The organism is Cupriavidus sp. 2KB_3, assembly GCF_052115685.1.
In the GTDB taxonomy this organism is placed as follows: domain Bacteria; phylum Pseudomonadota; class Gammaproteobacteria; order Burkholderiales; family Burkholderiaceae; genus Cupriavidus; species Cupriavidus campinensis.
In genome coordinates, this window is sequence record NZ_JBFRHD010000030.1 from 34,632 (window position 1) to 54,203 (window position 19,572).

21 protein-coding genes are annotated in these 19,572 nt (G+C 68.0%); 7 read left to right on the plus strand and 14 right to left on the minus strand.

What is annotated here, in order from left to right; genetic code table 11:
- Genes AB4120_RS25575 through phnN form a run of 3 tightly spaced genes read left to right on the plus strand, consistent with a single transcriptional unit; the run spans position 1 to position 2,566 of the window.
- Complete coding sequence (locus tag AB4120_RS25575; RefSeq protein WP_441642998.1) at positions 1–1,233, plus strand: alpha-D-ribose 1-methylphosphonate 5-triphosphate diphosphatase; 1,233 nt, start codon at positions 1–3, stop codon at positions 1,231–1,233.
- Entirely contained in the window at positions 1,230–1,970 is a 741-nt protein-coding gene (locus tag AB4120_RS25580) for a DUF1045 domain-containing protein (protein WP_149136495.1), read from the plus strand. The genes AB4120_RS25575 and AB4120_RS25580 overlap by 4 nt, the downstream gene beginning before the upstream one ends.
- Positions 1,967–2,566: a phosphonate metabolism protein/1,5-bisphosphokinase (PRPP-forming) PhnN gene (gene phnN, locus AB4120_RS25585; RefSeq protein ID WP_149136494.1), complete on the plus strand. Its 600-nt coding sequence runs from the start codon at positions 1,967–1,969 to the stop codon at positions 2,564–2,566. Before AB4120_RS25580 ends, phnN begins: the two co-directional genes overlap by 4 nt.
- Positions 2,567–2,624: 58 nt before the next feature.
- On the opposite strand, the gene AB4120_RS25590 is transcribed toward phnN, so the two are convergent.
- From AB4120_RS25590 to AB4120_RS25645, 12 genes are all read right to left on the minus strand, one after another.
- A complete protein-coding gene (locus AB4120_RS25590; protein ID WP_149136493.1) occupies positions 2,625–3,170 on the minus strand; it encodes a phosphonate degradation HD-domain oxygenase in 546 nt (181 codons plus the stop codon).
- A complete protein-coding gene (phnE, locus tag AB4120_RS25595; protein ID WP_092292169.1) occupies positions 3,167–3,988 on the minus strand; it encodes a phosphonate ABC transporter, permease protein PhnE in 822 nt (273 codons plus the stop codon). Before phnE ends, AB4120_RS25590 begins: the two co-directional genes overlap by 4 nt.
- A 78-nt stretch (positions 3,989–4,066) precedes the next feature.
- Entirely contained in the window at positions 4,067–5,047 is a 981-nt protein-coding gene (gene phnD, locus AB4120_RS25600) for a phosphonate ABC transporter substrate-binding protein (RefSeq protein WP_149136492.1), read from the minus strand.
- 94 nt (positions 5,048–5,141) lie between these two features.
- The gene (gene phnC / locus AB4120_RS25605) at positions 5,142–5,990 is read right to left on the minus strand and encodes a phosphonate ABC transporter ATP-binding protein (protein WP_149136491.1); all 849 of its coding nucleotides are present in this window, start codon (positions 5,988–5,990) and stop codon (positions 5,142–5,144) included.
- A 130-nt stretch (positions 5,991–6,120) separates the two neighbouring features.
- A complete protein-coding gene (rng, locus tag AB4120_RS25610) occupies positions 6,121–7,584 on the minus strand; it encodes a ribonuclease G (RefSeq protein WP_149136490.1) in 1,464 nt (487 codons plus the stop codon).
- A gap of 82 nt (positions 7,585–7,666) precedes the next feature.
- Entirely contained in the window at positions 7,667–8,281 is a 615-nt protein-coding gene (locus AB4120_RS25615; protein WP_149136489.1) for a Maf family protein, read from the minus strand.
- Positions 8,282–8,333: 52 nt separating this feature from the next.
- Positions 8,334–8,813, minus strand: coding sequence for a 23S rRNA (pseudouridine(1915)-N(3))-methyltransferase RlmH (gene rlmH / locus AB4120_RS25620; RefSeq protein ID WP_092292181.1), 480 nt, complete (start codon positions 8,811–8,813; stop codon positions 8,334–8,336).
- 58 nt (positions 8,814–8,871) lie between these two features.
- Entirely contained in the window at positions 8,872–9,627 is a 756-nt protein-coding gene (gene rsfS / locus AB4120_RS25625) for a ribosome silencing factor (protein WP_149136488.1), read from the minus strand.
- 45 nt (positions 9,628–9,672) lie between these two features.
- Positions 9,673–10,380, minus strand: coding sequence for a nicotinate-nucleotide adenylyltransferase (locus AB4120_RS25630; protein WP_149136487.1), 708 nt, complete (start codon positions 10,378–10,380; stop codon positions 9,673–9,675).
- 11 nt (positions 10,381–10,391) lie between these two features.
- Positions 10,392–11,303, minus strand: a complete 912-nt coding sequence (gene hemF / locus AB4120_RS25635) for an oxygen-dependent coproporphyrinogen oxidase (protein WP_441642999.1) — start codon at positions 11,301–11,303, stop codon at positions 10,392–10,394.
- A gap of 132 nt (positions 11,304–11,435) precedes the next feature.
- Positions 11,436–12,704, minus strand: a complete 1,269-nt coding sequence (purD, locus tag AB4120_RS25640) for a phosphoribosylamine--glycine ligase (protein ID WP_149136486.1) — start codon at positions 12,702–12,704, stop codon at positions 11,436–11,438.
- A gap of 82 nt (positions 12,705–12,786) precedes the next feature.
- A complete protein-coding gene (locus AB4120_RS25645) occupies positions 12,787–13,512 on the minus strand; it encodes a YebC/PmpR family DNA-binding transcriptional regulator (protein ID WP_144197491.1) in 726 nt (241 codons plus the stop codon).
- A gap of 167 nt (positions 13,513–13,679) precedes the next feature.
- Here AB4120_RS25645 and AB4120_RS25650 point away from each other — a divergent pair, with 167 nt between their 5' ends.
- Positions 13,680–15,224, plus strand: a complete 1,545-nt coding sequence (locus AB4120_RS25650; protein ID WP_441643000.1) for a helicase HerA-like C-terminal domain-containing protein — start codon at positions 13,680–13,682, stop codon at positions 15,222–15,224.
- 95 nt (positions 15,225–15,319) lie between these two features.
- On the opposite strand, the gene upp is transcribed toward AB4120_RS25650, so the two are convergent.
- Both upp and AB4120_RS25660 read right to left on the minus strand, forming a co-directional pair.
- Positions 15,320–15,970, minus strand: coding sequence for a uracil phosphoribosyltransferase (gene upp, locus AB4120_RS25655; RefSeq protein ID WP_149136485.1), 651 nt, complete (start codon positions 15,968–15,970; stop codon positions 15,320–15,322).
- Between the two features lie 158 nt (positions 15,971–16,128).
- The gene (locus tag AB4120_RS25660) at positions 16,129–17,106 is read right to left on the minus strand and encodes a Bug family tripartite tricarboxylate transporter substrate binding protein (protein ID WP_149136484.1); all 978 of its coding nucleotides are present in this window, start codon (positions 17,104–17,106) and stop codon (positions 16,129–16,131) included.
- A gap of 233 nt (positions 17,107–17,339) precedes the next feature.
- On the opposite strand from AB4120_RS25660, the gene AB4120_RS25665 reads away from it, so the two are divergent.
- From AB4120_RS25665 to AB4120_RS25675, 3 genes are all read left to right on the plus strand, one after another.
- On the plus strand, positions 17,340–18,266 hold the full coding sequence (locus tag AB4120_RS25665; protein WP_392388452.1) for a DMT family transporter: 927 nt from the start codon (positions 17,340–17,342) through the stop codon (positions 18,264–18,266).
- A 76-nt stretch (positions 18,267–18,342) separates the two neighbouring features.
- The gene (locus AB4120_RS25670; protein ID WP_144197495.1) at positions 18,343–19,131 is read left to right on the plus strand and encodes an SDR family oxidoreductase; all 789 of its coding nucleotides are present in this window, start codon (positions 18,343–18,345) and stop codon (positions 19,129–19,131) included.
- Positions 19,128–19,547 (plus strand): methylglyoxal synthase, encoded by a 420-nt coding sequence (locus tag AB4120_RS25675; protein ID WP_149137571.1) that lies wholly within the window; start codon positions 19,128–19,130, stop codon positions 19,545–19,547. Before AB4120_RS25670 ends, AB4120_RS25675 begins: the two co-directional genes overlap by 4 nt.
- Positions 19,548–19,572: the final 25 nt, after the last annotated feature.

A 19,572-nucleotide genomic window follows, 5' to 3' on the forward strand; every position in this document is an offset into this window, starting at 1 on the left:
ATGCCTACGACAAACCAAACTCATTCGGCGCGGCTGGCCGGCATCACGGGTCGCCGTGTGCTGGGCGCGGCCGCCATTGGCCCGGCAACGCTGGGCTTCGACCAGGGCAGCATCGCGTCGCCGCAACAGGCGCCCGAGAACGGCCCCTGCATCGATGCGGGCGACCTGCTGGTGCTGCCCGGCATCGTCGACATCCATGGCGATGCCTTCGAGCGTGCCGTGATGCCGCGCCCCGGCGTGAGCTTCCCGTACGCGGGCGCGCTGCTCGACGTGGACCGCCAGCTGCTGTCGCACGGCATCACGACAGAATTCCACGGCGTGACGCTCTCCTGGGAAGGCGGCCTGCGCGGCGAAGCCTACGCGCTGCGCATGTTCGATGCCCTGACGCACCTGCAACCGGTGCTGGGCGCCTCCCACAAGGTGCACCTGCGCTTCGAGGCCTATCACCTAGCCGGCGTGGAGACGGCGCTGTCCTGGATGGCCGATGGCCGCGTCGGCCTGCTCGCCATCAATGACCACCTGCCGACGATGGCGCGCAAGATGGCCAATGACAGCAAGCTGGCCCAGTATGCCGAGCGCGCCGAGTGCGACCCCGAGACCTTCCGCACGCGCCTGCGCACGGCCAGCCGCAACGCGCAGGACGTGCCGGCAGGCGTCTCGAGCCTGATCGCGGCCGCCCGCGCGGCGGGCCTGCCGGTGGCTTCGCACGACGACCCGGACCTCGCCACGCGCCAGCACTATCACCGTCAGGGCTGCCATATCGCCGAGTTCCCGCTGACCATCGAGGTGGCGAAGCTCGCCCGCCAGATTGGCGACGAAACCGTGTTCGGCGCGCCTAACGTGGTGCGCGGTACCAGCCACACCGGCGCCCCGAACGCCACCGAGATGGTGGCGGCGGGCCTCTGCACGGTGCTGGCTTCCGACTATTACTACCCCGCGCCGATCCAGGCCGCGTTCAAGCTCGCGCAGCTTGGCGTGGTCTCGCTGGCGGAGGCGTGGTACCTCGTCTCGCGCAACCCGGCCCGCGCGGCCGGCCTGCGCGACCGGGGCGTGCTCGCGCCGGGCCTGCGTGCCGATGCCATCCTCGTCGATGATAGCGTGCCGGGCCTGCCGCGCGTGTGCGCCACCCTCGTCAATGGCGAACTGAAGCACGCCACGCGCGCGCTGCCGATGATCGACATCGCCGAGGCCCGCTACACGGCCGATGGCGACGCAGGCGGCCTGGCCGCATGACGATGGCCGCACCGCGCTTTGCGATCTACCTGGCGCCGGCCGAGCCGTTCCGCACCTTTGGCGCGCAGTGGCTGGGCCGCGATGCCGATGCCGGCACGCCGCTGCCACTGCCCAAGGGCCTCGCGCCGCGCCCCGATGCCTGGGTGGCGGCGCCTGCCCACTACGGCCTCCACGCCACGCTGAAGCCGCCGTTCCGGCTGGCAGCGGGCACGGATGCACGGATGCTCGATGCCGCCGCGCGTGACTTCGCGCGCGGGCTCGATGCCTTCCACGCCCGGCTCACGCTGCGCGCGCTGCGCGGCTTCCTGGCGTGGTGTCTCGATGACGGCGCGGAGAGCCACGATGGCGCACGCCGGATGCACGCGCTGGCCGACGGCTGCGTACGGGCCTTCGAGCCGTTCCGCGCGCCGCCCACCGAGGCGGAGCTGCGCAAGCGCAAGCCGGATCAGCTGAGCGCCGCCCAGCGGCGCATGCTCGAGGCGTGGGGCTACCCCTACGTGTTCGAGACCTTCACCTTTCATATCACCCTCACCGGCATGCTCGACGCCGCGGCGCAAGCCGCCGCGCTGGCGCAACTCGCGCCGGCCAGCCAGTCGCTCTGCAGCGCGCCGATGCATGTGGACGGCATCGCCGTGTTCGTGCAGCCCGAGCCCGGCGCCGACTTCCGCGTCGCGCGCCACTACGGCTTCAACGGCAGCACGCGCGATGGCGCCGGCGCGGCCTGGCTCGCATCATGACGACCTATACCCGTGCCGACTCCGGCATCGATCCCCAGGCGGACGGCCACGGCCTGTTCTACGTGATGGGCCCCTCGGGCAGCGGCAAGGATTCGCTGCTGCGGGCGCTGCGCGAGCGGCTGGGGCCGCAGGACCGCGTGGTGGTGGCCCACCGCTACATCACGCGCGCCGCCGATGCCAACGAGGCCTCGGTGGCGCTCTCCACTGACGAGTTCGCGCGCCGCCAGGCGCTCGGCTGCATGGCGCTGCACTGGCACAGCCATGGGCTGGACTACGGTATCGGCGTGGAGATCGAGGACTGGCTCGCACGCGGGCTCAAGGTCATCGTCAATGGCTCGCGCGAGTACCTGCCGAAGGCAGTCGCCCGCTATCCGGGCCTGTGCGCGGTGCATGTGCGCGTGAAGCCCGAGGCCCTGGCGGCGCGCCTGCGCCAGCGGGGCCGGGAGTCGGAAGCGGCGATCGCGCAGCGGCTGGCGCGCGCGGGGCAGGCGTTCGACGTGCCGGCGGGCTGCAAGCTGGTCGAGATCGACAACAGCGGGGCGCTGGATGACTCGGCGGCGTCGTTCGCCCGGCTGATTGGGGTAGGGCACGACTGAGCCCCAGATCGAATGAAAAATGCCCGGGACTCCCGGGCATTTTTCATGGGCGCGTGGCTCAGGCGTGCCGCGTGCAGCGCGCGGCAATGTCCAGATAGTGCGCCAGCGCCGGCGTCGGCAAATCCACCACCTTGGCCAGATCATCGTAGCGGCGCAGCCGCACCGCTGCCTCGGCATGCGGGCTGGCGATGAAGGCGTCGGCCTGCGCGGCGTCGTACGGTCCGCCCTGCAGGGCCAGGCTGTGGACCGAGGCGGGCGAGAGCGTGGCGAAGTAGGCCGGGTCCACCGCACACAGGTAGCGCTTGGCGGCCACGTGCAGGCGTACAGGCTCGGTCACGTCCGCGCCGAACAGGTCGGCCAGCGCCTGGGCGGCGGCCTCCTGGTGGCGCATGTCGGTGGTGCTGCTCTCGGCCAGCATCAGATGACCCACGTCGTGCAGCAGCGCGGCGGCCACCAGCGCCGCCGGCTCGCCGGCCTGCTCGGCCAGTTGCGCGCATTGCAGCGCGTGGGCGGTCTGGCTGATCGCCTCGCCGCCATACCAGTCCGTGCCGTGGTTGGCGAACAGCGTCTCGATGCGGGCCAGGGTCAGGCGGTCCGCGCTCATACGAGCACCTTGCGGATCTGCGCGGACACGATGTCGATGCCGGTGACGAACAGGATGATGATGATCATCACCGCACACGTCTGCGCGTACTGGAAGCTGCGGATGATCTCCCAGAGCACGGTGCCGATGCCGCCGGCGCCCACGATGCCGACCACCGACGCCGAGCGCACGTTCGACTCGAAGCGGTACAGCGCGAACGACAGCCACAGCGGCAGCACCTGCGGAATCACGCCATAGACGATTTCCTCGATCGGGCCGGCCCCGGTGGCGCGCACGCCTTCCACGGGGCGGGGGTCGATGGCTTCCACGGCTTCGGCGAACAGCTTGGCCAGCACGCCCGTGGTGTGGATCCAGATCGCCAGCACGCCCGCGAACGGGCCCAGCCCCACGGCCACGATGAACAGCATCGCAAAGACCATCTCGTTGATGGCGCGGCAGGCGTCCATGATGCGGCGCGCCGGCTGGTAGACCCACACCGGCACGATGTTGGCGGAGCACAGCAGGCCGAGCGGCACGGCCATGAACACGGCGATGGCGGTACCCCAGAGCGCGATCTGCACGGTCACGAGCATCTCGTCGAGGTAGTTGCGCCAGTCGCGGAAATTGGGCGGGAAGAAGTCGGCGGCGAACTTCGCCATGTTGCCGGAATCGCGCAGCAGGTCCATCGGGCGCATGTCGGCGCCTTGCCAGGACATGGCGAGCAAGGCCAGCACGATCGCCCAGACCAGCATCATGGACAGCGAGGTGCGCGGCGGGCGGACGTTGCTGTGCGGCGCGGGGGACGGGGGCGGGAGGCCGGGCTTGGCGGTGGCGGTCATGGGGGGCATCGGATGGAATACGGTGAAGATGGCACAAGGCCGATGGCAGCGCGCCATCGGCCCTGGGCGGGGTACGGCTTACTGGGCGCTGATGGCCTTGTCGATCTCGGCCAGGCGGCGCGATACGTCAGCCAGCTGCTTTTCCTTGTCGGCGGCGGCCAGCGTGGTGTCGGTCTCGATCTTGGACTTCTGCTTGGCCAGCTCGATCTGGCGGATCGGCAGCAGCTGCGCGTCCGACGACACGCGGAAGCCCTGGTAGGTCAGCGTGGTCAGCACCTGCTTCTCGCGCGCGGCGTCGGCGCCCTTGCCGTAGTTGACGAAGAAGTCCTGGATCTTTTTCTTCGTCTCGGCCGGCAGGTCCTTGCGGTAGACCATGGGGTCGGCGGCGATCAGCGGGCTCTTCCACAGCACGCGCACCTCGTCATAGGCATTCTTGCCCGTGTTGATGCGATAGCGCTCGAAGTTCTCGGTGTTGTTCACGGCCACGTCCACCTGCTTGTTCAGCACGGAGAGCAGGTTGGTCTCGTGGTTGCTGATGCGCACGGCCTTGAACAGCGTCTTCGGCTCCACCTTGTGGGCGCCCCACAGGTAGTAGCCCGGCACGGCCGTGCCAGACGTGGAATTCGGGTCGCCGGCGCCGTAGGAGAGCTCCTTGCCGCGCTTGATCACGTCTTCCACGGTCTTCAGGTTGCTGTCCTTGCGCACGACCAGCAGCGACCAGTAGCCCGGGTTGCCGTCCTTGTCGATCACGGAGGCGAACACCTCGCCGTTGGCGCGGTCGACGGCTTCCATGGCCGACTTGTTGCCGAACCAGCCGATCTGCACCTTGTTGAAGCGCATGCCTTCGATGATGCCGGCGTAGTCGGAGGCGAAGAACGGCTTGACCGGCACGCCGAGCGCCTTGCTCAGGTCGTCGATCAGCGGCTGCCAGGCGGACTTCAGGTTCGACGACGATTCCGTCGAGATAAAGCCGATGTTCAGGGTCTTGGCGTCCTGGGCGTAGGCGGGCAGGGCCACGACGCCCGAGGCGACCACGGCGAGAAAGGTTCTGCGAAGCATGTGTGACTCCGTTTCGGATGAGTCGTTGTGGATAACGGCAAATGACCGCAATACAGCGGGAAAGCGAAAATGGGGTGCGATGACGCGGCGGCGCTCAGGCGGCCGCGAGGTTCATCGTCACCATGGCCGGGGCCGGCATGACGCTGGTGGTGTCGGCCTGGTCGGGTACCGAGTCGTGGAGCAGTTCGTCGGCCTCGGTGCCGTACAGGTCGCGCAGCATGCCCGGCGTGAGCGCGGCGGACGGGCCGTCGTAGACCACCTTGCCCTGGCGCAGCGCCACCACGCGGGGGCAGTAGCGCATGGCCACGTCCACCTGATGCAGCGACACCACCACGGCCACCTTGCGGGTGCGGTTGATCTGCGAGAGCAGCGCCATCACGCGGCGCGACGATTCCGGGTCGAGCGAGGCTATCGGTTCGTCGGCCAGGATGACCTTGGCGTTCTGCACCAGCGTGCGTGCGATGGCGGCGCGCTGCTGCTGGCCGCCCGAGAGCGTGGAGGCCCGCTGAAACGCATAGTCGTCTATACCAACCTGGGCAAGTGCATCGAGGCCGGCTTGCACTTCGTCAGCCTTGAACAGGCGGAACAGGCTGCGCCAGGCCGGGATGCGGGTGAGCATGCCGACGAGCACGTTGGTGATCACCGGCAGGCGGCCGACCAGGTTGAACTGCTGGAACACAAAGCCGATCTCGGCGCGCACCTTGCGCACGTTGCCGGCCAGGCGGCCCTGGCGCTGGATGGAGCGGCCATTGACCAGGATCTCGCCGGCGTCGCCGGTCACGAAGCCGGCCACATGGCGCAGCAGCGTGGACTTGCCAGAACCCGAGGCGCCCAGCAGGGCCACCATTTCGCCCGGCGCGACGTGCAGCGTGACATCGTCAAGCGCCTTGCGGTCCGCGCGGAACGATTTGCTGAGTCCGCGGACTTCGATTGCATGCGTCATGTCGACTCCCTTGCTTGAATGACTTGGCGCATTCTGGGGGGAGCGGATGACAGAACGATGACGTGGCGCGGGAGAGTGTGGGGGGAATGTCTGCGGGCTGAGGCATTGGGCGCGTGACGCCCAATGCACTTTACATCAGGATGATGTCGTACTGTTCCTGATGGAACGTGGATTCCACCTGGAGCGAAATCGGCTTGCCGATGAAGTCGTTGAGCATCGCCAGATGCTGGCTTTCTTCCTCGAGGAACAAATCGATCACTTCCTGGGAGGCCAGGATGCGGAACTCGCGCGGGTTGAACTGGCGGGACTCGCGCATGATCTCGCGCAGGATGTCATAGCAGACCGTGCGCGGCGTCTTGACCTGGCCCTTGCCCGAGCAGACCGGGCACTGCTCGCACAGCACGTGCGCCAGCGACTCACGCGTGCGCTTGCGGGTCATCTCCACCAGCCCGAGCTGCGAGAAGCTGTTCACCGTGATCCGGGTGCGGTCCCGGGACAGCGCGCGCTTCAGCTCGGAGAGCACCGCGTCGCGATGCTCCACGTTCTCCATGTCGATGAAGTCGATGATGATGATGCCGCCGAGGTTGCGCAGCCGCAGCTGCCGGGCGATGGTGTGCGCAGCCTCGAGGTTGGTCTTGAAGATCGTGTCGTCGAAGTTGCGGGCGCCGACGTAGCCGCCCGTGTTGACGTCGATCGTCGTCATCGCCTCGGTCTGGTCGATCATCAGGTAGCCGCCGGACTTCAGGTCCACCCGCCGCGACAGCGCCTTCTCGATCTCGGCGTCGATATTGAACAGGTCGAAGATCGGCCGCTCGCCGGTGTAGTGCGAGAGCCGGGGCAGCACGGCCGGGGTGTACTCCTGGGCGAACTCCACCAGCTTCTGGTAGTTCTCGCGCGAGTCGATCTGGATCACGCCCGTGGCGTCGTTGATGAAGTCGCGCAGCACGCGCTGGGCCAGGTTCAGGTCCTGGTACAGCAGGCTGGTGGCCGGCTGGGTGGTCGCGTTCAGGCGGATCGACGCCCAGATCTTGCGCAGGTAGGAGATGTCGTTGCCGAGTTCGTCGTCGCTGGCTTCCTCGGCGATGGTGCGCACGATGAAGCCGCCACGCTCATCGCGCGGCACCAGTCCCTGCACGCGGGCGCGCAGCGCCTCGCGGTCTACCTCGCCCTCGATGCGTTGCGAGATGCCGATATGGGGATCCTGGGGCAGGTACACCAGCGTCCGGCCGGCGATGCTGATCTGCGTGGACAGCCGCGCGCCCTTGGTGCCGATGGGGTCCTTGATGACCTGCACCATCAGGGCCTGGCCCTCGAACAGCGTCTTTTCGATGGCGAGTTGCGCGGCGCCGTTCTTGTCGGGGTCGCGCGGATGCCAGATGTCGGCCACGTGCAGGAAGGCTGCGCGCTCGAGGCCGATGTCGATGAATGCGGATTGCATGCCCGGCAGCACGCGCACGACCTTGCCGAGATAGATATTGCCCACCAGCCCGCGCGTCAGCGTGCGCTCGACATGCAGTTCCTGCACGGCGGCCTGCTGCACGATGGCAACGCGCGTCTCTTGCGGCGTGATGTTGACGAGGATGTCTTCAGTCATAGCGATGGATGCGCGCTGCCGTGTTGTCGGCGGCTTGTTGTTGTCGTTCGGCGCCGGGCGGGATGGCTGCGGGACGGGGCGCTCAGAAGCGCAGGCCGGCCTCGCGCAGCAGGGCCGCGGTCTCGAACAAGGGCAAGCCCATGATACCCGAATAGCTGCCGTCGATTCGTTCGACAAACTCGGCCGCGCGGCCCTGGATGCCGTACGCGCCAGCCTTGCCGAGCGGCTCGCCGCTGGCCACGTAGCGGGCGATCTCGGCGGCGTTCATCGGCCGGAAAGTGACGTGCGAGATCGACAGCGCGTGGCGCTGGCCGAGCGTGGAAACCACGGTCACGGCGGTCAGCACGCGGTGAGTGGTGCCGGCAAGCGCGGCCAGCATGGCGGCGGCATCGTCCGGGTCGGCCGGCTTGCCCAGGATGTCGCCACCCCGGCATACCGTGGTGTCCGAGGTCAGAATCGGATGGTCGGGCAGGGCGCGGCGCTCGCGGCGGCGCAGGGCGGCCTCGGCCTTGAGCGCGCAGACGCGCTGCACGTAGGCGTCGGGCGTCTCGCCGGGGAGCACGGCTTCGAGCGCTTCGGCGTCCTCGTCGTCATCGGCGAGCAGCAATTTGTGGGAGACGCCGAGCTGCGTCAGCAGTTCGCGGCGGCGCGGGCTTTGGGAGGCGAGGTAGAGGAGGTCGTGGGTCACGGCGCGCATCGGGAAATCGATGCGGCGATTGTAACCGCCGGTGAGGAGGCGCAGACGCGGCTCAGACGCGGTGATACGGGTGGTTTTGTGTGACCGACCAGGCGCGGTAGAGCTGCTCGGCCAGCAGCACGCGCACCATGCCGTGCGGCAGGGTCAGGCTGGAGAGCCGGATCAGCGTGGTGGCGCGCGCCTTGAGGGCCGGGTCCAGCCCGTCCGCGCCGCCAATCAGGAAGGCCACGTCGCCGCCTTCGCGCTGCCAGCCGGTCAGCTGGTCGGCCAGCTGCACCGTGGTGAAGTCGCGCCCGCGTTCATCGAGCGCAACGATCCGGCATTGCTTGGACAGCGAACCGAGCACGGCGTCGATGCGCGCGGCTTCCCGCTGCATGACCGTGGCGGCGTTATTGCTCGACGAACGGGCTTCCGGCTTGACCTCGCGCAGTTCGATGCGCAACTCCGGCGGCATGCGCTTGGCATACTCGCCGAAGCCGGTTTCGATCCAGCCGGGCATCTTGTGGCCGACGGCCACGATCACGAGTTGCATGGGCGATCTGGCGATACCTGGTGGATCGGTGCGGACGGCTTAAGTCGACCCAGCCGACTCAGGCCGAGCGCTTGCGCGGCGCAGCGGTCTTGGTCGCAGCCTTCTTGGCAGCCGGCGCCTTGCGTGCCGGGGCCTTGGCGGCGGTCTTTGTGGCCGGCTTCGTAGCCGTCTTGGTCGCCACCTTGCGGGCCGGCGCCTTCACGGCCGGGGACTTGCGGGCCGGAGCCTTGGCAGCCGCCGTCTTGGTGGCGGCGCCGGTGCTGGTCTTGCGCACCGGCTTGCGGATGGTGGCGATGGCGTCCGGATCGGTGTCCTCGTGGCCCATCGGCGGCGAAGGCTCCTTCATGCCTTCCGGCAGCTTGGCCAGGGCCGGGCGCAGGCTCGAGGCACGGCGCGAGCGCGGCGCGGGCGCCGAGGCTTCGGCTTCGTCCTCGTCCATCGGCTCGCTGGCCTTGGCCAGGCTCTTGGCGCCGGTCAGCTTCACGCGCACCGGCTTGTCGCCCCAGATTTCCTCGAGGTTGTAGTACAGGCGCAGTTGCGGCTGGAGGATGTGCACCACGGCGTCGCCGCAGTCCACCAGCACCCATTCGCCGGTTTCCAGGCCCTCGACGGCAATGATGTGGCCGCCGGCGTCCTTCACCGTATCCCGGACGGAGGCGGCAAGCGCCTTGGTCTGGCGGTTCGAACTACCGCTGGCGATCACCACCCGGTCGAATAGTTCGGTCAGGTGAGTGGTGTCGAACACCTTGATGTCCTGCGCTTTGACATCTTCGAGCCCGTCGACGATGGCGCGTTGCAGTTTACGAATATCCATGGTGTCTTTCTTGTTCAGCTTCGTTCGGGATAGGGGCGAGCCGGCTCAGGGATTGCGGTACAACCCGCGACTCGCGATGTAGTGTGCCACGCCGGCAGGCAGTTGGTCATCCGCCGGCTGGCCATCGGCCAGGCGCTGGCGCAGACCGGTGGAGGACAGATCGACGGCAAGGGTCTGGTCGATCCACATCCGGCCGGAGGGCGTGCATTGTATCAGGTGCGTGTCCGCCAGCCGCTGGTTCATGGCTTCGAGCACCGGACCGTCCAGCGCGGCGAGGTCGAAACCGGGCCGGGTGGCGATGCACAGGTGCACTTGTTCGAACAGCGCCTCCCACCCGTGCCAGGTGTGCAGGCGCAGCAACTGGTCGGCGCCCATCAGCCAGGCCATGGAGGTATCCGGGCCGTATTCGTCGCGCAGGTGGCGCACCGTGTCGATGGTATAGCTCGGGCCGGCCCGGTCCACCTCCATGCGGCTTACTCGTATCTTGGCGCGTGGGCTGTCCAGCGTGGCGGCGGCCAGTTCGGTCATGGCGAAGCGGTCGGCGGCGGGCGTCACCTGGTCACCCTTCTGCCAGGACTGGCCGGTCGGGATCCAGACCAGCTCGTCGAGCGCCAGATGGTCGATGCAGAGTTGCGCCAGCGCGACATGGCCGCGATGCGGCGGATCGAAGGTGCCGCCCAGGATACCCAGGCGGTACGGGCGGCCGGTGGACGGGGCGGGGTGGGTTGCGCGGGAGTCTTCGGGAACAGTCATCACACTCGCCGTCAGGCCCACTCGCGTGCCGGCAGGAAGTCGGTGTACAGCGCGGCCTCCGCACTGCCCGGCTCGGGTTGCCAGTCGTAGCGCCAGGTTACCTGCGGCGGCATCGACATCAGGATGGATTCGGCGCGGCCGCCCGATTGCAGGCCGAACAGCGTGCCGCGGTCGAATACCAGGTTGAATTCCACGTAGCGCCCGCGCCGGTAGGCCTGGAAGTCGCGCTCGCGCGCGCCGTACGGCGTGTCCTTGCGGGCTTCGAGGATGGGGAGGTAGGCGTCCAGGAAGGCGTCGCCGACCGATTGCATCATCGCGAAGCTGCGGTCGAAGCCCAGCGCGGCGAAATCGTCGAAGAACACCCCGCCGATGCCGCGCGCCTCGCCCCGGTGGCGCAGGAAGAAATAATCGTCGCACCACTGCTTGAAGCGCGGGTACAGGTCGTCGCCGAACGGCGCCAGCGCGGTCTTGCAGGTGCGGTGGAAGTGCGCGCAGTCATCGGCATTGCCGTAGTACGGCGTCAGGTCCATGCCGCCGCCGAACCACCAGACCGGGTCCGCATCGGGCTTCACGGCCACGAAGCAGCGCACGTTCATGTGTACCGTCGGCACGTACGGATTGCGCGGATGAAACACCAGCGAGACACCCATGGCCTCGAAGCTGCGCCCGGCCAGTTCGGGCCGGTTGGCGCTGGCCGAGGGGGGCAGGGTGTCGCCTTTCACGTGGGAGAAGCCCACGCCGGCGCGTTCCATCACGGCGCCGCCCTCCAGAATGCGGGTGCGGCCATTGCCGCGCAGGCGCTCGGTCGGCGGCTTTTCCCATTCGTCGGTCAGGAATGGCTGGCCGTCCACGGCAGCAATGGCGTCGGTGATGCGGTCTTGCAAGCCGAGCAGGTAGGCGCGGACTGCCTGGGAGTCGATCATGATGGGCGGAATCGGATGGGCCGGTGGCGCTGCGGCCGCCCGGAGGGCGCGGCCGTCATGGCGCTGTCATGATTGTACCGGCTGGACTCCCGCCGCGCCTTGAACGTGGCGCGGGGGCGTCCGGCGCGCACATCAGCGCTTGATGGCGCGGTAGCCAATGTCGGTGCGGAACTGCATGCCGTCGAAGCGGATCTGCTCCACGGCTGCGTAGGCAGCGCGCTGCGCGGCCTTGACGGTATCGGCCAGGCCCACCACGCACAGCACGCGGCCGCCCGAGGTCAGCAGGGTGCCGTCCTTGAGCGTGGTGCCGGCGTGGAACGTCACGGCCTCGGCCGTCTCGGCGGGAATCCCGGTGATGACATCGCCCTTGCGCGGGTCTTCCGGGTAGTTGTAGGCAGCCATCACCACGCCCAGCGCGGTACGGCGGTCCCAGTCCAGTTCCACCTGGTCGAGCTTGCCGTCCACGGCCGCTTCCATCACGTCCACGAGGTCGGTCTTCAGGCGCGCCATGATCGGCTGCGTTTCCGGGTCGCCCATGCGGCAGTTGAACTCGAGCGTCTTCGGGTTGCCGTCCTTGTCGATCATCAGGCCGGCGTACAGGAAGCCCGTGAACGGGATGCCATCCTTTTCCATGCCGCGCACGGTCGGCATGATGATCTCGCGCAGCGCGCGGGCGTGCAGCGCCGGCGTGACCACCGGGGCGGGCGAGTAGGCGCCCATGCCGCCGGTGTTGGGGCCGGCATCGGCGTCCAGCAGGCGCTTGTGGTCCTGGCTGGTGGCCAGGGCGAGCACGTTCTTGCCATCCACCAGCACGATGAAGCTGGCTTCCTCGCCTTCCAGGAATTCCTCGATGACCACGCGCGCGCCGGCATCGCCGAGCTTGTTGTCGGCCAGCATCATGTCCACGGCGTGGTGCGCTTCTTCCAGCGTCATCGCCACGACCACGCCCTTGCCGGCGGCCAGGCCATCGGCCTTGATCACGATCGGGGCGCCCTGGGCGTCGATATAGGCATGCGCGCCGGCCGCATCGGCAAACGTCTGGTAGGCGGCCGTGGGGATGTTGTGGCGATGCATGAACGCCTTGGCGAAGTCCTTGGAGGACTCCAGCTGCGCGGCGGCCTTGGTCGGCCCGAAGATGCGCAGGCCACGGGCGCGGAACACGTCGACGATGCCGGCGGCCAGCGGGGCCTCGGGGCCGACAACGGTGAACGCCACCCCTTCGCGCTCCACGAAGGCGGCGAGCACCTCGGGATCGGTCAGCGGCACGTTCTGCAGGCGCTTGTCGAGCGCCGTGCCGCCGTTGCCCGGCGCCACGTACACCACTTGCACCTTGGGGGACTGGGCCATTTTCCACGCCAGCGCGTGCTCACGTCCGCCCGAACCGACAACCAATACTTTCATGATCCACTGCCAGAAAAGAAACGCATGCGAAAAGCGGCAGCTGGCCGGGGCCGGGCTGCCGCCATGGGGCGCGGCGGAGGACTTAGTCCTCGATCACCGCGTTGGTGAAGACTTCCTGTACGTCGTCCAGGTTTTCCAGGGCGTCCAGGAGCTTCTGCATCTTGACCGCGTCGTCGCCGGTGAAGCTCACCTCGTTCTGCGGCTTCATCACCACATCCGCCAGCTCGGCCTTGAAACCGGCCGCTTCGAGGGCGGTCTTGACCGCCGGGAAGTCGTTGGGCGGGCAGGTCACTTCGATCGAGCCGTCGTCGTTGGTCACGACGTCATCGGCGCCGGCTTCGAGCGCGGCATCCATCAGCTTGTCCTCGGGCGTGCCCGGGGCGAACAGGAACTGGCCGCAGTGGGTGAACATGAAGGCCACCGAGCCTTCCGTGCCCATGTTGCCGCCGTGCTTCGAGAACGCGTGGCGGACTTCGGCCACGGTGCGGGTACGGTTGTCGGTCAGGCAGTCCACGATGATCGCCGCGCCGGCCAGGCCGTAGCCTTCGTAGCGGATTTCCTCGTAGTTCGCGCCTTCCAGGCCACCCACGCCGCGCTGGATCGCGCGCTGGATGTTGTCCTTGGGCATGTTCGCGTCCATGGCCTTGTCGATCGACAGGCGCAGGCGCGGGTTGGAGTCGGCATCGCCGCCGCCAAGCTTGGCGGCCACGGTGATTTCCTTGATCAGGCGCGTCCAGATCTTGCCCCGCTTGGCGTCAGCAGCGGCTTTCTTGTGTTTGATATTGGCCCATTTTGAGTGACCGGCCATGATTCTCTCCGAGGCGGAATAGCTGTCGTGCAGCGTGCTGGGTGGCGCTTCCGGCGGCCACGCCATGTGATGGATGTGCCGATTTGCTGGCTATAATCAGCGCAGGATTTTATCACGCGGCCCCTGTCTTCCGATCTGGAAGACACCGCGATTACGACGAGACCATCATGGCCGACCCCATCCTCATCGCCAAGAACGCCGACTGCGAGCTCGTACTGCTGCCCGAGATGGGGAATCGGCACGGTCTCATCACCGGCGCCACCGGTACCGGCAAGACCGTCACGCTGCAAACGCTGGCGCAGGGGTTCTCGCGCCTGGGGGTGCCGGTGTTCATGGCGGACGTCAAAGGTGATCTGTCAGGCATATCTCAGGTCGGCAAGCCCTCGGACAAGCTCAAGGCCCGCCTGGCGGAACACGGCCTGCCCGAACCGGCCTGGGGTGCCTGCCCGACCACGCTCTGGGATGTCTTCGGCGAAAAGGGGCATCCGGTGCGCGCCACGGTCTCGCACATGGGGCCGTTGCTGCTGGCGCGGATGCTCGAACTCAACGACACCCAGCAGGGTGTGCTGAACCTCGTGTTCCGCATCGCCGATGCCAACGGCCTGTTGCTGCTCGACGCCAAGGACCTGCGCGCGATGCTCCAGCACGTGGGCGACAACGCCAGCCAGTTCACCACCGAGTACGGCAACATCTCGGCGGCCTCCATCGGCGCGATCCAGCGCGGGCTGATCGCGCTGGAGTCGCAGGGCGCGGACAAGTTCTTTGGCGAGCCGATGCTGAACCTGGAGGACTTTATCCAGACCGAGAAGGGGCAGGGCGTCGTCAACATCCTCGCCGCCGACAAGCTGATGAATGCGCCCCGGCTGTACGCCACCTTCCTGCTGTGGATGCTGTCCGAGCTGTTCGAGCGCCTGCCCGAGGCCGGTGACCTGGACAAGCCCAAGCTGGTCTTCTTCTTCGACGAGGCGCACCTGCTGTTCAACGACGCCCCCAAGGCGCTGCTGGACAAGATCGAACAGGTGGTGCGGCTCGTGCGGTCGAAGGGCGTTGGTGTGTACTTCGTGACGCAGAACCCCGTGGACATTCCGGATACCGTGCTCGGCCAGCTTGGCAACCGCGTGCAGCATGCGCTGCGCGCGTTCACGCCGCGTGACCAGAAGGCGGTGAAGGTGGCCGCCACGACCATGCGGCCAAATCCGAAGCTCAATCTGGAACAGGCGATTGGCGAACTGGGCGTGGGCGAGGCGTTGATCTCCTGCCTGGACGCCAAGGGGACGCCGGTCGTCACCGAGCGGGCGTGGGTACTGCCCCCGGGCAGCCGCATCGGCCCGGCCACGCCCGACGAGTGCAAGGCCCTGATCGCCAATTCGCTCGTGGCCGGCACCTACGAGAAGACCGTGGACCGGGAATCGGCCTACGAGAAGCTGCGCGGCAGCGTGGCGACGGCCGGCAACGGCGAAGCATCGGCGCAAAAGCCCGGCACGACCGCCAGGCCCGGCACCCCCCAACCGCAGGCCGAGGAAGGCGGCAGCAGCTGGGCCGGCGACATCTTCGGCACGCTGACCAAGGGCACCGGCAAGACCGGCCGCGGCGACTCGATCCTCGAATCGATGGCCAAGTCCGCCGGCCGGACGCTCGCCTCGCAAGTCGGCCGGGAACTGGTCCGTGGCGTGCTGGGCAGCCTGCTGGGCGGCGGCGGACGGAAGAAGTAGGGCTCGTTTAGCGCAACAGCAGCAAGTGCGGGAAATGCACCGCCAACTGGATCGCGCATAAACATTGAGGCGCATCAAGCGCCTCACGTTTCACATCAGTTCTTGGTGCCGAACAGCCGGTCGCCGGCGTCGCCCAGGCCCGGGATGATGTAGGCGTGGTCGTCCAGGTGGCTGTCCAGCGACGCCACGTACAGCCGCACGCCCGGGTGGGCCTTCTGGAACACTTCCACGCCTTCCGGCGCGGCCACCAGCGCCACGAAGGTGATGGCTTCGTCCTTCACGCCGCGCCGCTTGAGCACGTCCACCGCATGCGCGGCCGAATAGCCGGTGGCGACCATCGGGTCGCAGAGGATGAAGCTGCGGTCTTCCACGTCCGGCAGGCGCACCAGGTACTCCACCGGGCGATGCTGTTCATCGCGGTACACGCCGATATGGCCGATGCGGGCCGACGGAATCAGCTCGACCAGACCATCGCTCATGCCCACGCCGGCGCGCAGCACCGGCACGATGGTCAGCTTCTTGCCGGCGATGACCGGGGCATCCAGCGGCACCAGCGGGGTCTCGATGCGGCGCGTGGTCAGCGGCAGGTTGCGCGTGATCTCGTAGCCCATCAGCAGCGTGATCTCGCGCAGCAGCTCGCGGAACGTGCGCGTGGACGTTTCCTTGTCGCGCATGTGCGAGAGCTTGTGCTGGATCAGCGGGTGATTAAGGATGAAGAGATTGGGGAAACGCGGGTCTTGTTTCATGGCGGCGGCAGGCTCGGCGGAGAGTGGTGGGCGCGCTGGCCTGGCAAGGCAGGCGCGGCGCCCGATGCAGCGGGATTGTAATGGATGCCGCCCCGCTCCACGCGGCCATCTACGCCGCCATCGTGGTCGCCGGGCACCGCCTTTGATCTCGCTGCGCCTCAGTCCACCGTAATGGCGGCCGACTTCGCCACTTTGCCAAAGCGCTCGTACTCGGTCTGCGTCAGCGTCTGGAGTTCGGCCGCGCTCGATCCCTTCGGATTGAAACCGGCCTGTTGCAGCTTGTCGCGCACCTCGGGGCGGGCCAGCGCCTCCACGAAGGCCGCGTTGAGCGCCTGCACCACAGGCGCCGGCAGGTTGGCCGGGCCGTAGACGCCGAACCACGGCTCCACGGCGTAGCCGGGCAGGCCGGCCTCGGCCAGGGTCGGCACGTTGGGCAGCGACGGCGCACGGGTCTTGCCGGCCACCGCCAGCGCGCGCAGCTTGCCCGCCTGGATATGGGGCAGCGAGGCGGGCAGGTTATCGAACATCACCTGGATATGGCCGCCGAGCAGGTCGTTGATGGCCGGGCTGCTGCCTTTGTAGGGCACGTGGGTCAGGCCGGTCTGGGTCATCTGGGAGAACATCGCGCCGGCCAGGTGCATCGACGTGCCGGTGCCAGCCGTGGCGTAGGTCAGGCCCGGGTGTGCCTTGGCATAGGCAATCAGCTCCGGCACCGTCTTCACGGGCAGGCTTTCGCTGACTTCCAGCACGATGGTCGAGGTGCCCAGCAGGCTGATCGCCGTGAAGTCCTTGCGGGGGTCGAACGGCACGTGTTTGTAGATATGGGGATTGAGCGCGTTCGTCGAAATCGCGCCGAAGCCAATGGTGTAGCCATCGGCAGGCGCCTTGGCCACGGCTTCCATGCCGATGTTGCCGCCTGCGCCGGGGCGGTTTTCCACCACAACCGGCTGGCCGAGCTTCTCGGCCACGCGCTGGCCGACGGTGCGGGCGACGAGGTCCGTGGTGCCGCCGGCGGCGTAGGGCACGATGAAGCGGATCGGCTTGGCGGGGAAGGCATCGGCGGCGCCGGCAGGGGTGGCCGCGGCGGCGAACAGGACGCCGGTGGCAAGGACGGCGCGGGCGAACGGGAAGGGCATGGCTCGGAGTCTCCGTGTTTCTTATATGGCAGGGTGTGGCCTGGTATCGTCTTGGCGCCCCGCCGACAAGGCTTGGCGGGGCGCGGGCCATTGTAGGGGAAAGCTGCTCATGCCGCGCGCGGCACCCCGGCGCGCGTTGCGCCTTTTGACATACAATCGACGCGTTCCGGCCCCGCGTCTTCCTCGCGTCACCCCCTCGCGGCCGCGGCCGGCATCCGAACCCTGCGTCTCCCGTGCCTGCTTCCCAGAAGTCCCTGTCCACGCCCGTCGAGCTGCCCGCGCCGCAGCGCTATGGGCTCGCCGTCGCGGCCGTCGGTGCCGTGCTGTTTTCCGCCAAGGCCATCGTGGCCAAGCTGATGTACCGCTACAGCGTCGATGCCGTCATGGTCATCACGCTGCGCATGCTGTTCGCGGTGCCGCTGTTCATGGCCATCGGCTGGTGGCAGGCGCGCAAGCTGCCGGCGCTGTCCTGGGCCGATCGCGGCCGGGTGGCCTTCCTGGGCTTCATCGGCTATTACCTGTCCAGTTTTCTCGATTTCCTCGGCCTGCAGTACATCACCGCCGGCCTGGAACGGCTGATCCTGTTCCTGACGCCGTCCTTCGTGCTGCTGACCACGGCGCTGGTGTTCCATCGGCCAATCCATGCGCGGCAGTGGATGTCCCTGCTGCTGGCGTATGCCGGCATCGTGCTGGTGTTCGCCCATGACCTGGATGTGAGCGGTGCGCAGGTCTGGCTGGGTGGCGCGCTGGTGCTGGCCAGCGCCTTGTCGTATGGTGTGTACCTGATCCTGAGCGGCGAGCTGGTCAAGCGCGTCGGCTCGCTGCGGCTGGTGGCCTACGCGATGTGCGTGTCCACGGCCTGCTGCGTGGTGCAGTATGTGGCGCTGGGCCGTCCGCTGGCGGCGCTGGCGCAGCCGGCACCGGTGATGTGGCTGTCACTTGTCAATGCGGTGTTCTGCACGGTGCTGCCGGTGTCGCTGACGATGATCGCGGTGGCGCGCATCGGCGCGCCGATGGCATCGCAGGCGGGCATGATCGGCCCGGTCTCGACGCTGCTGCTGGCATTCTGGCTGCTCGGCGAGCCGATCACGGGCTGGCAGATCGCCGGCAGCGCGCTGGTGCTGGGCGGCATGTATCTGTTGTCGAGCCGCCGGGCCTGAATATTTTCGAGAGCAACCGGGACGCCGCACCAAGAGCCGGCGCCCGGTCTTAGCAACCAAGGAAGGAGAGCAAGCAATGGATTTCGGACTGCGCGGTAAGCATGCGCTGGTGTGTGGCGCCAGCAAGGGACTCGGGTTTGCGTGCGCCGACGCGCTGGCGGCCGAAGGGGTGGACGTGGTGATCGTGGCGCGCGGCGCCGATGCGCTGGAAAAGGCCGCTGCCGACCTGCGCGCCCGCCATGGCCGCCGCGTGCTGGCCGTGGCCACGGACATCACCACGCCCGAGGGTCGCAAGCTCGCGCTGGACGCCGCGGCCAAGCTGGGCGACCTCGACATCCTGGTCAACAACGCCGGCGGCCCGCCCCCGGGCAATTTCCGTGACTGGGACCGCGACGCCTGGCTCGCCGCCATCGACGCCAACATGCTGACCCCGATCGAGCTGATCAAGGCCACCGTGGACGGCATGATCGCGCGCAAGTGGGGCCGCATCGTCAACATCACGAGCGGCGCGGTCAAGGCACCGATCGACGTGCTGGGCCTTTCCAACGGCGCACGCTCGGGCCTGACCGGCTTCGTGGCCGGCCTGGCGCGCGAAGTGGCGCAGCACGGCGTGACCGTGAACAACCTGCTGCCCGGCCCGTTCAACACGGACCGCCTGTTCAAGACCATGGAAGGCGGCGCCAAGAAGGCCGGCCTGAGCGTGGAGGAAGTGGCCGCCAAGCGTGCCGCCGCCAACCCCTCGCGCCGTTTTGGCGAGCCGGCCGAATTCGGCGCGACCTGCGCGTTCCTGTGCAGCAAGCAGGCCGCCTACATGACGGGCCAGAACGTGCTGCTGGACGGCGGCTCGTACCCGGGGACGTTCTGATGGGCAAGCCGCGCATCGCGCTGATTGCGCACGATCACAAGAAGGACGACATCGTGGCCTTCGCGGGCCGTCACCGCGAGATGCTGGTGCGCTGCGAGCTGCTGGCCACCGGCACCACCGGCGGCCGCATCGCGGCCGAAACCGGCCTCGAGGTGGAGCGCATGCTGTCCGGCCCGTGGGGCGGCGATCTCCAGATCGGCGCGCAGCTGGCCGAGGGCAAGGTGACTGCGGTGATTTTCCTGCGCGACCCAATGACGCCGCAGCCGCATGAACCGGACATCAACGCGCTGGTCCGGGCGTGCGACGTCCACAATGTGCCGTGCGCGACCAACCTTGCCACGGCCGAACTGCTGCTGGTGGAACTCGCGCGGCACTGCTTCGAAGACGAAAAAGCCGCCGGAACGCCGGCGGCCTGAGTAGAGAGTCGGGTGGGACGTTGCC

Coding starts and splice junctions, on each gene's coding strand:
- AB4120_RS25575 (WP_441642998.1), top strand. CDS start 1: ATGCCTACGACAAACCAAACTCATTCGGCGCGGCTGGCCGGCATCACG.
- AB4120_RS25580 (WP_149136495.1), top strand. CDS start 1,230: ATGACGATGGCCGCACCGCGCTTTGCGATCTACCTGGCGCCGGCCGAG.
- phnN (WP_149136494.1), top strand. CDS start 1,967: ATGACGACCTATACCCGTGCCGACTCCGGCATCGATCCCCAGGCGGAC.
- AB4120_RS25590 (WP_149136493.1), bottom strand. CDS start 3,170: ATGAGCGCGGACCGCCTGACCCTGGCCCGCATCGAGACGCTGTTCGCC.
- phnE (WP_092292169.1), bottom strand. CDS start 3,988: ATGACCGCCACCGCCAAGCCCGGCCTCCCGCCCCCGTCCCCCGCGCCG.
- phnD (WP_149136492.1), bottom strand. CDS start 5,047: ATGCTTCGCAGAACCTTTCTCGCCGTGGTCGCCTCGGGCGTCGTGGCC.
- phnC (WP_149136491.1), bottom strand. CDS start 5,990: ATGACGCATGCAATCGAAGTCCGCGGACTCAGCAAATCGTTCCGCGCG.
- rng (WP_149136490.1), bottom strand. CDS start 7,584: ATGACTGAAGACATCCTCGTCAACATCACGCCGCAAGAGACGCGCGTT.
- AB4120_RS25615 (WP_149136489.1), bottom strand. CDS start 8,281: ATGCGCGCCGTGACCCACGACCTCCTCTACCTCGCCTCCCAAAGCCCG.
- rlmH (WP_092292181.1), bottom strand. CDS start 8,813: ATGCAACTCGTGATCGTGGCCGTCGGCCACAAGATGCCCGGCTGGATC.
- rsfS (WP_149136488.1), bottom strand. CDS start 9,627: ATGGATATTCGTAAACTGCAACGCGCCATCGTCGACGGGCTCGAAGAT.
- AB4120_RS25630 (WP_149136487.1), bottom strand. CDS start 10,380: ATGACTGTTCCCGAAGACTCCCGCGCAACCCACCCCGCCCCGTCCACC.
- hemF (WP_441642999.1), bottom strand. CDS start 11,303: ATGATCGACTCCCAGGCAGTCCGCGCCTACCTGCTCGGCTTGCAAGAC.
- purD (WP_149136486.1), bottom strand. CDS start 12,704: ATGAAAGTATTGGTTGTCGGTTCGGGCGGACGTGAGCACGCGCTGGCG.
- AB4120_RS25645 (WP_144197491.1), bottom strand. CDS start 13,512: ATGGCCGGTCACTCAAAATGGGCCAATATCAAACACAAGAAAGCCGCT.
- AB4120_RS25650 (WP_441643000.1), top strand. CDS start 13,680: ATGGCCGACCCCATCCTCATCGCCAAGAACGCCGACTGCGAGCTCGTA.
- upp (WP_149136485.1), bottom strand. CDS start 15,970: ATGAAACAAGACCCGCGTTTCCCCAATCTCTTCATCCTTAATCACCCG.
- AB4120_RS25660 (WP_149136484.1), bottom strand. CDS start 17,106: ATGCCCTTCCCGTTCGCCCGCGCCGTCCTTGCCACCGGCGTCCTGTTC.
- AB4120_RS25670 (WP_144197495.1), top strand. CDS start 18,343: ATGGATTTCGGACTGCGCGGTAAGCATGCGCTGGTGTGTGGCGCCAGC.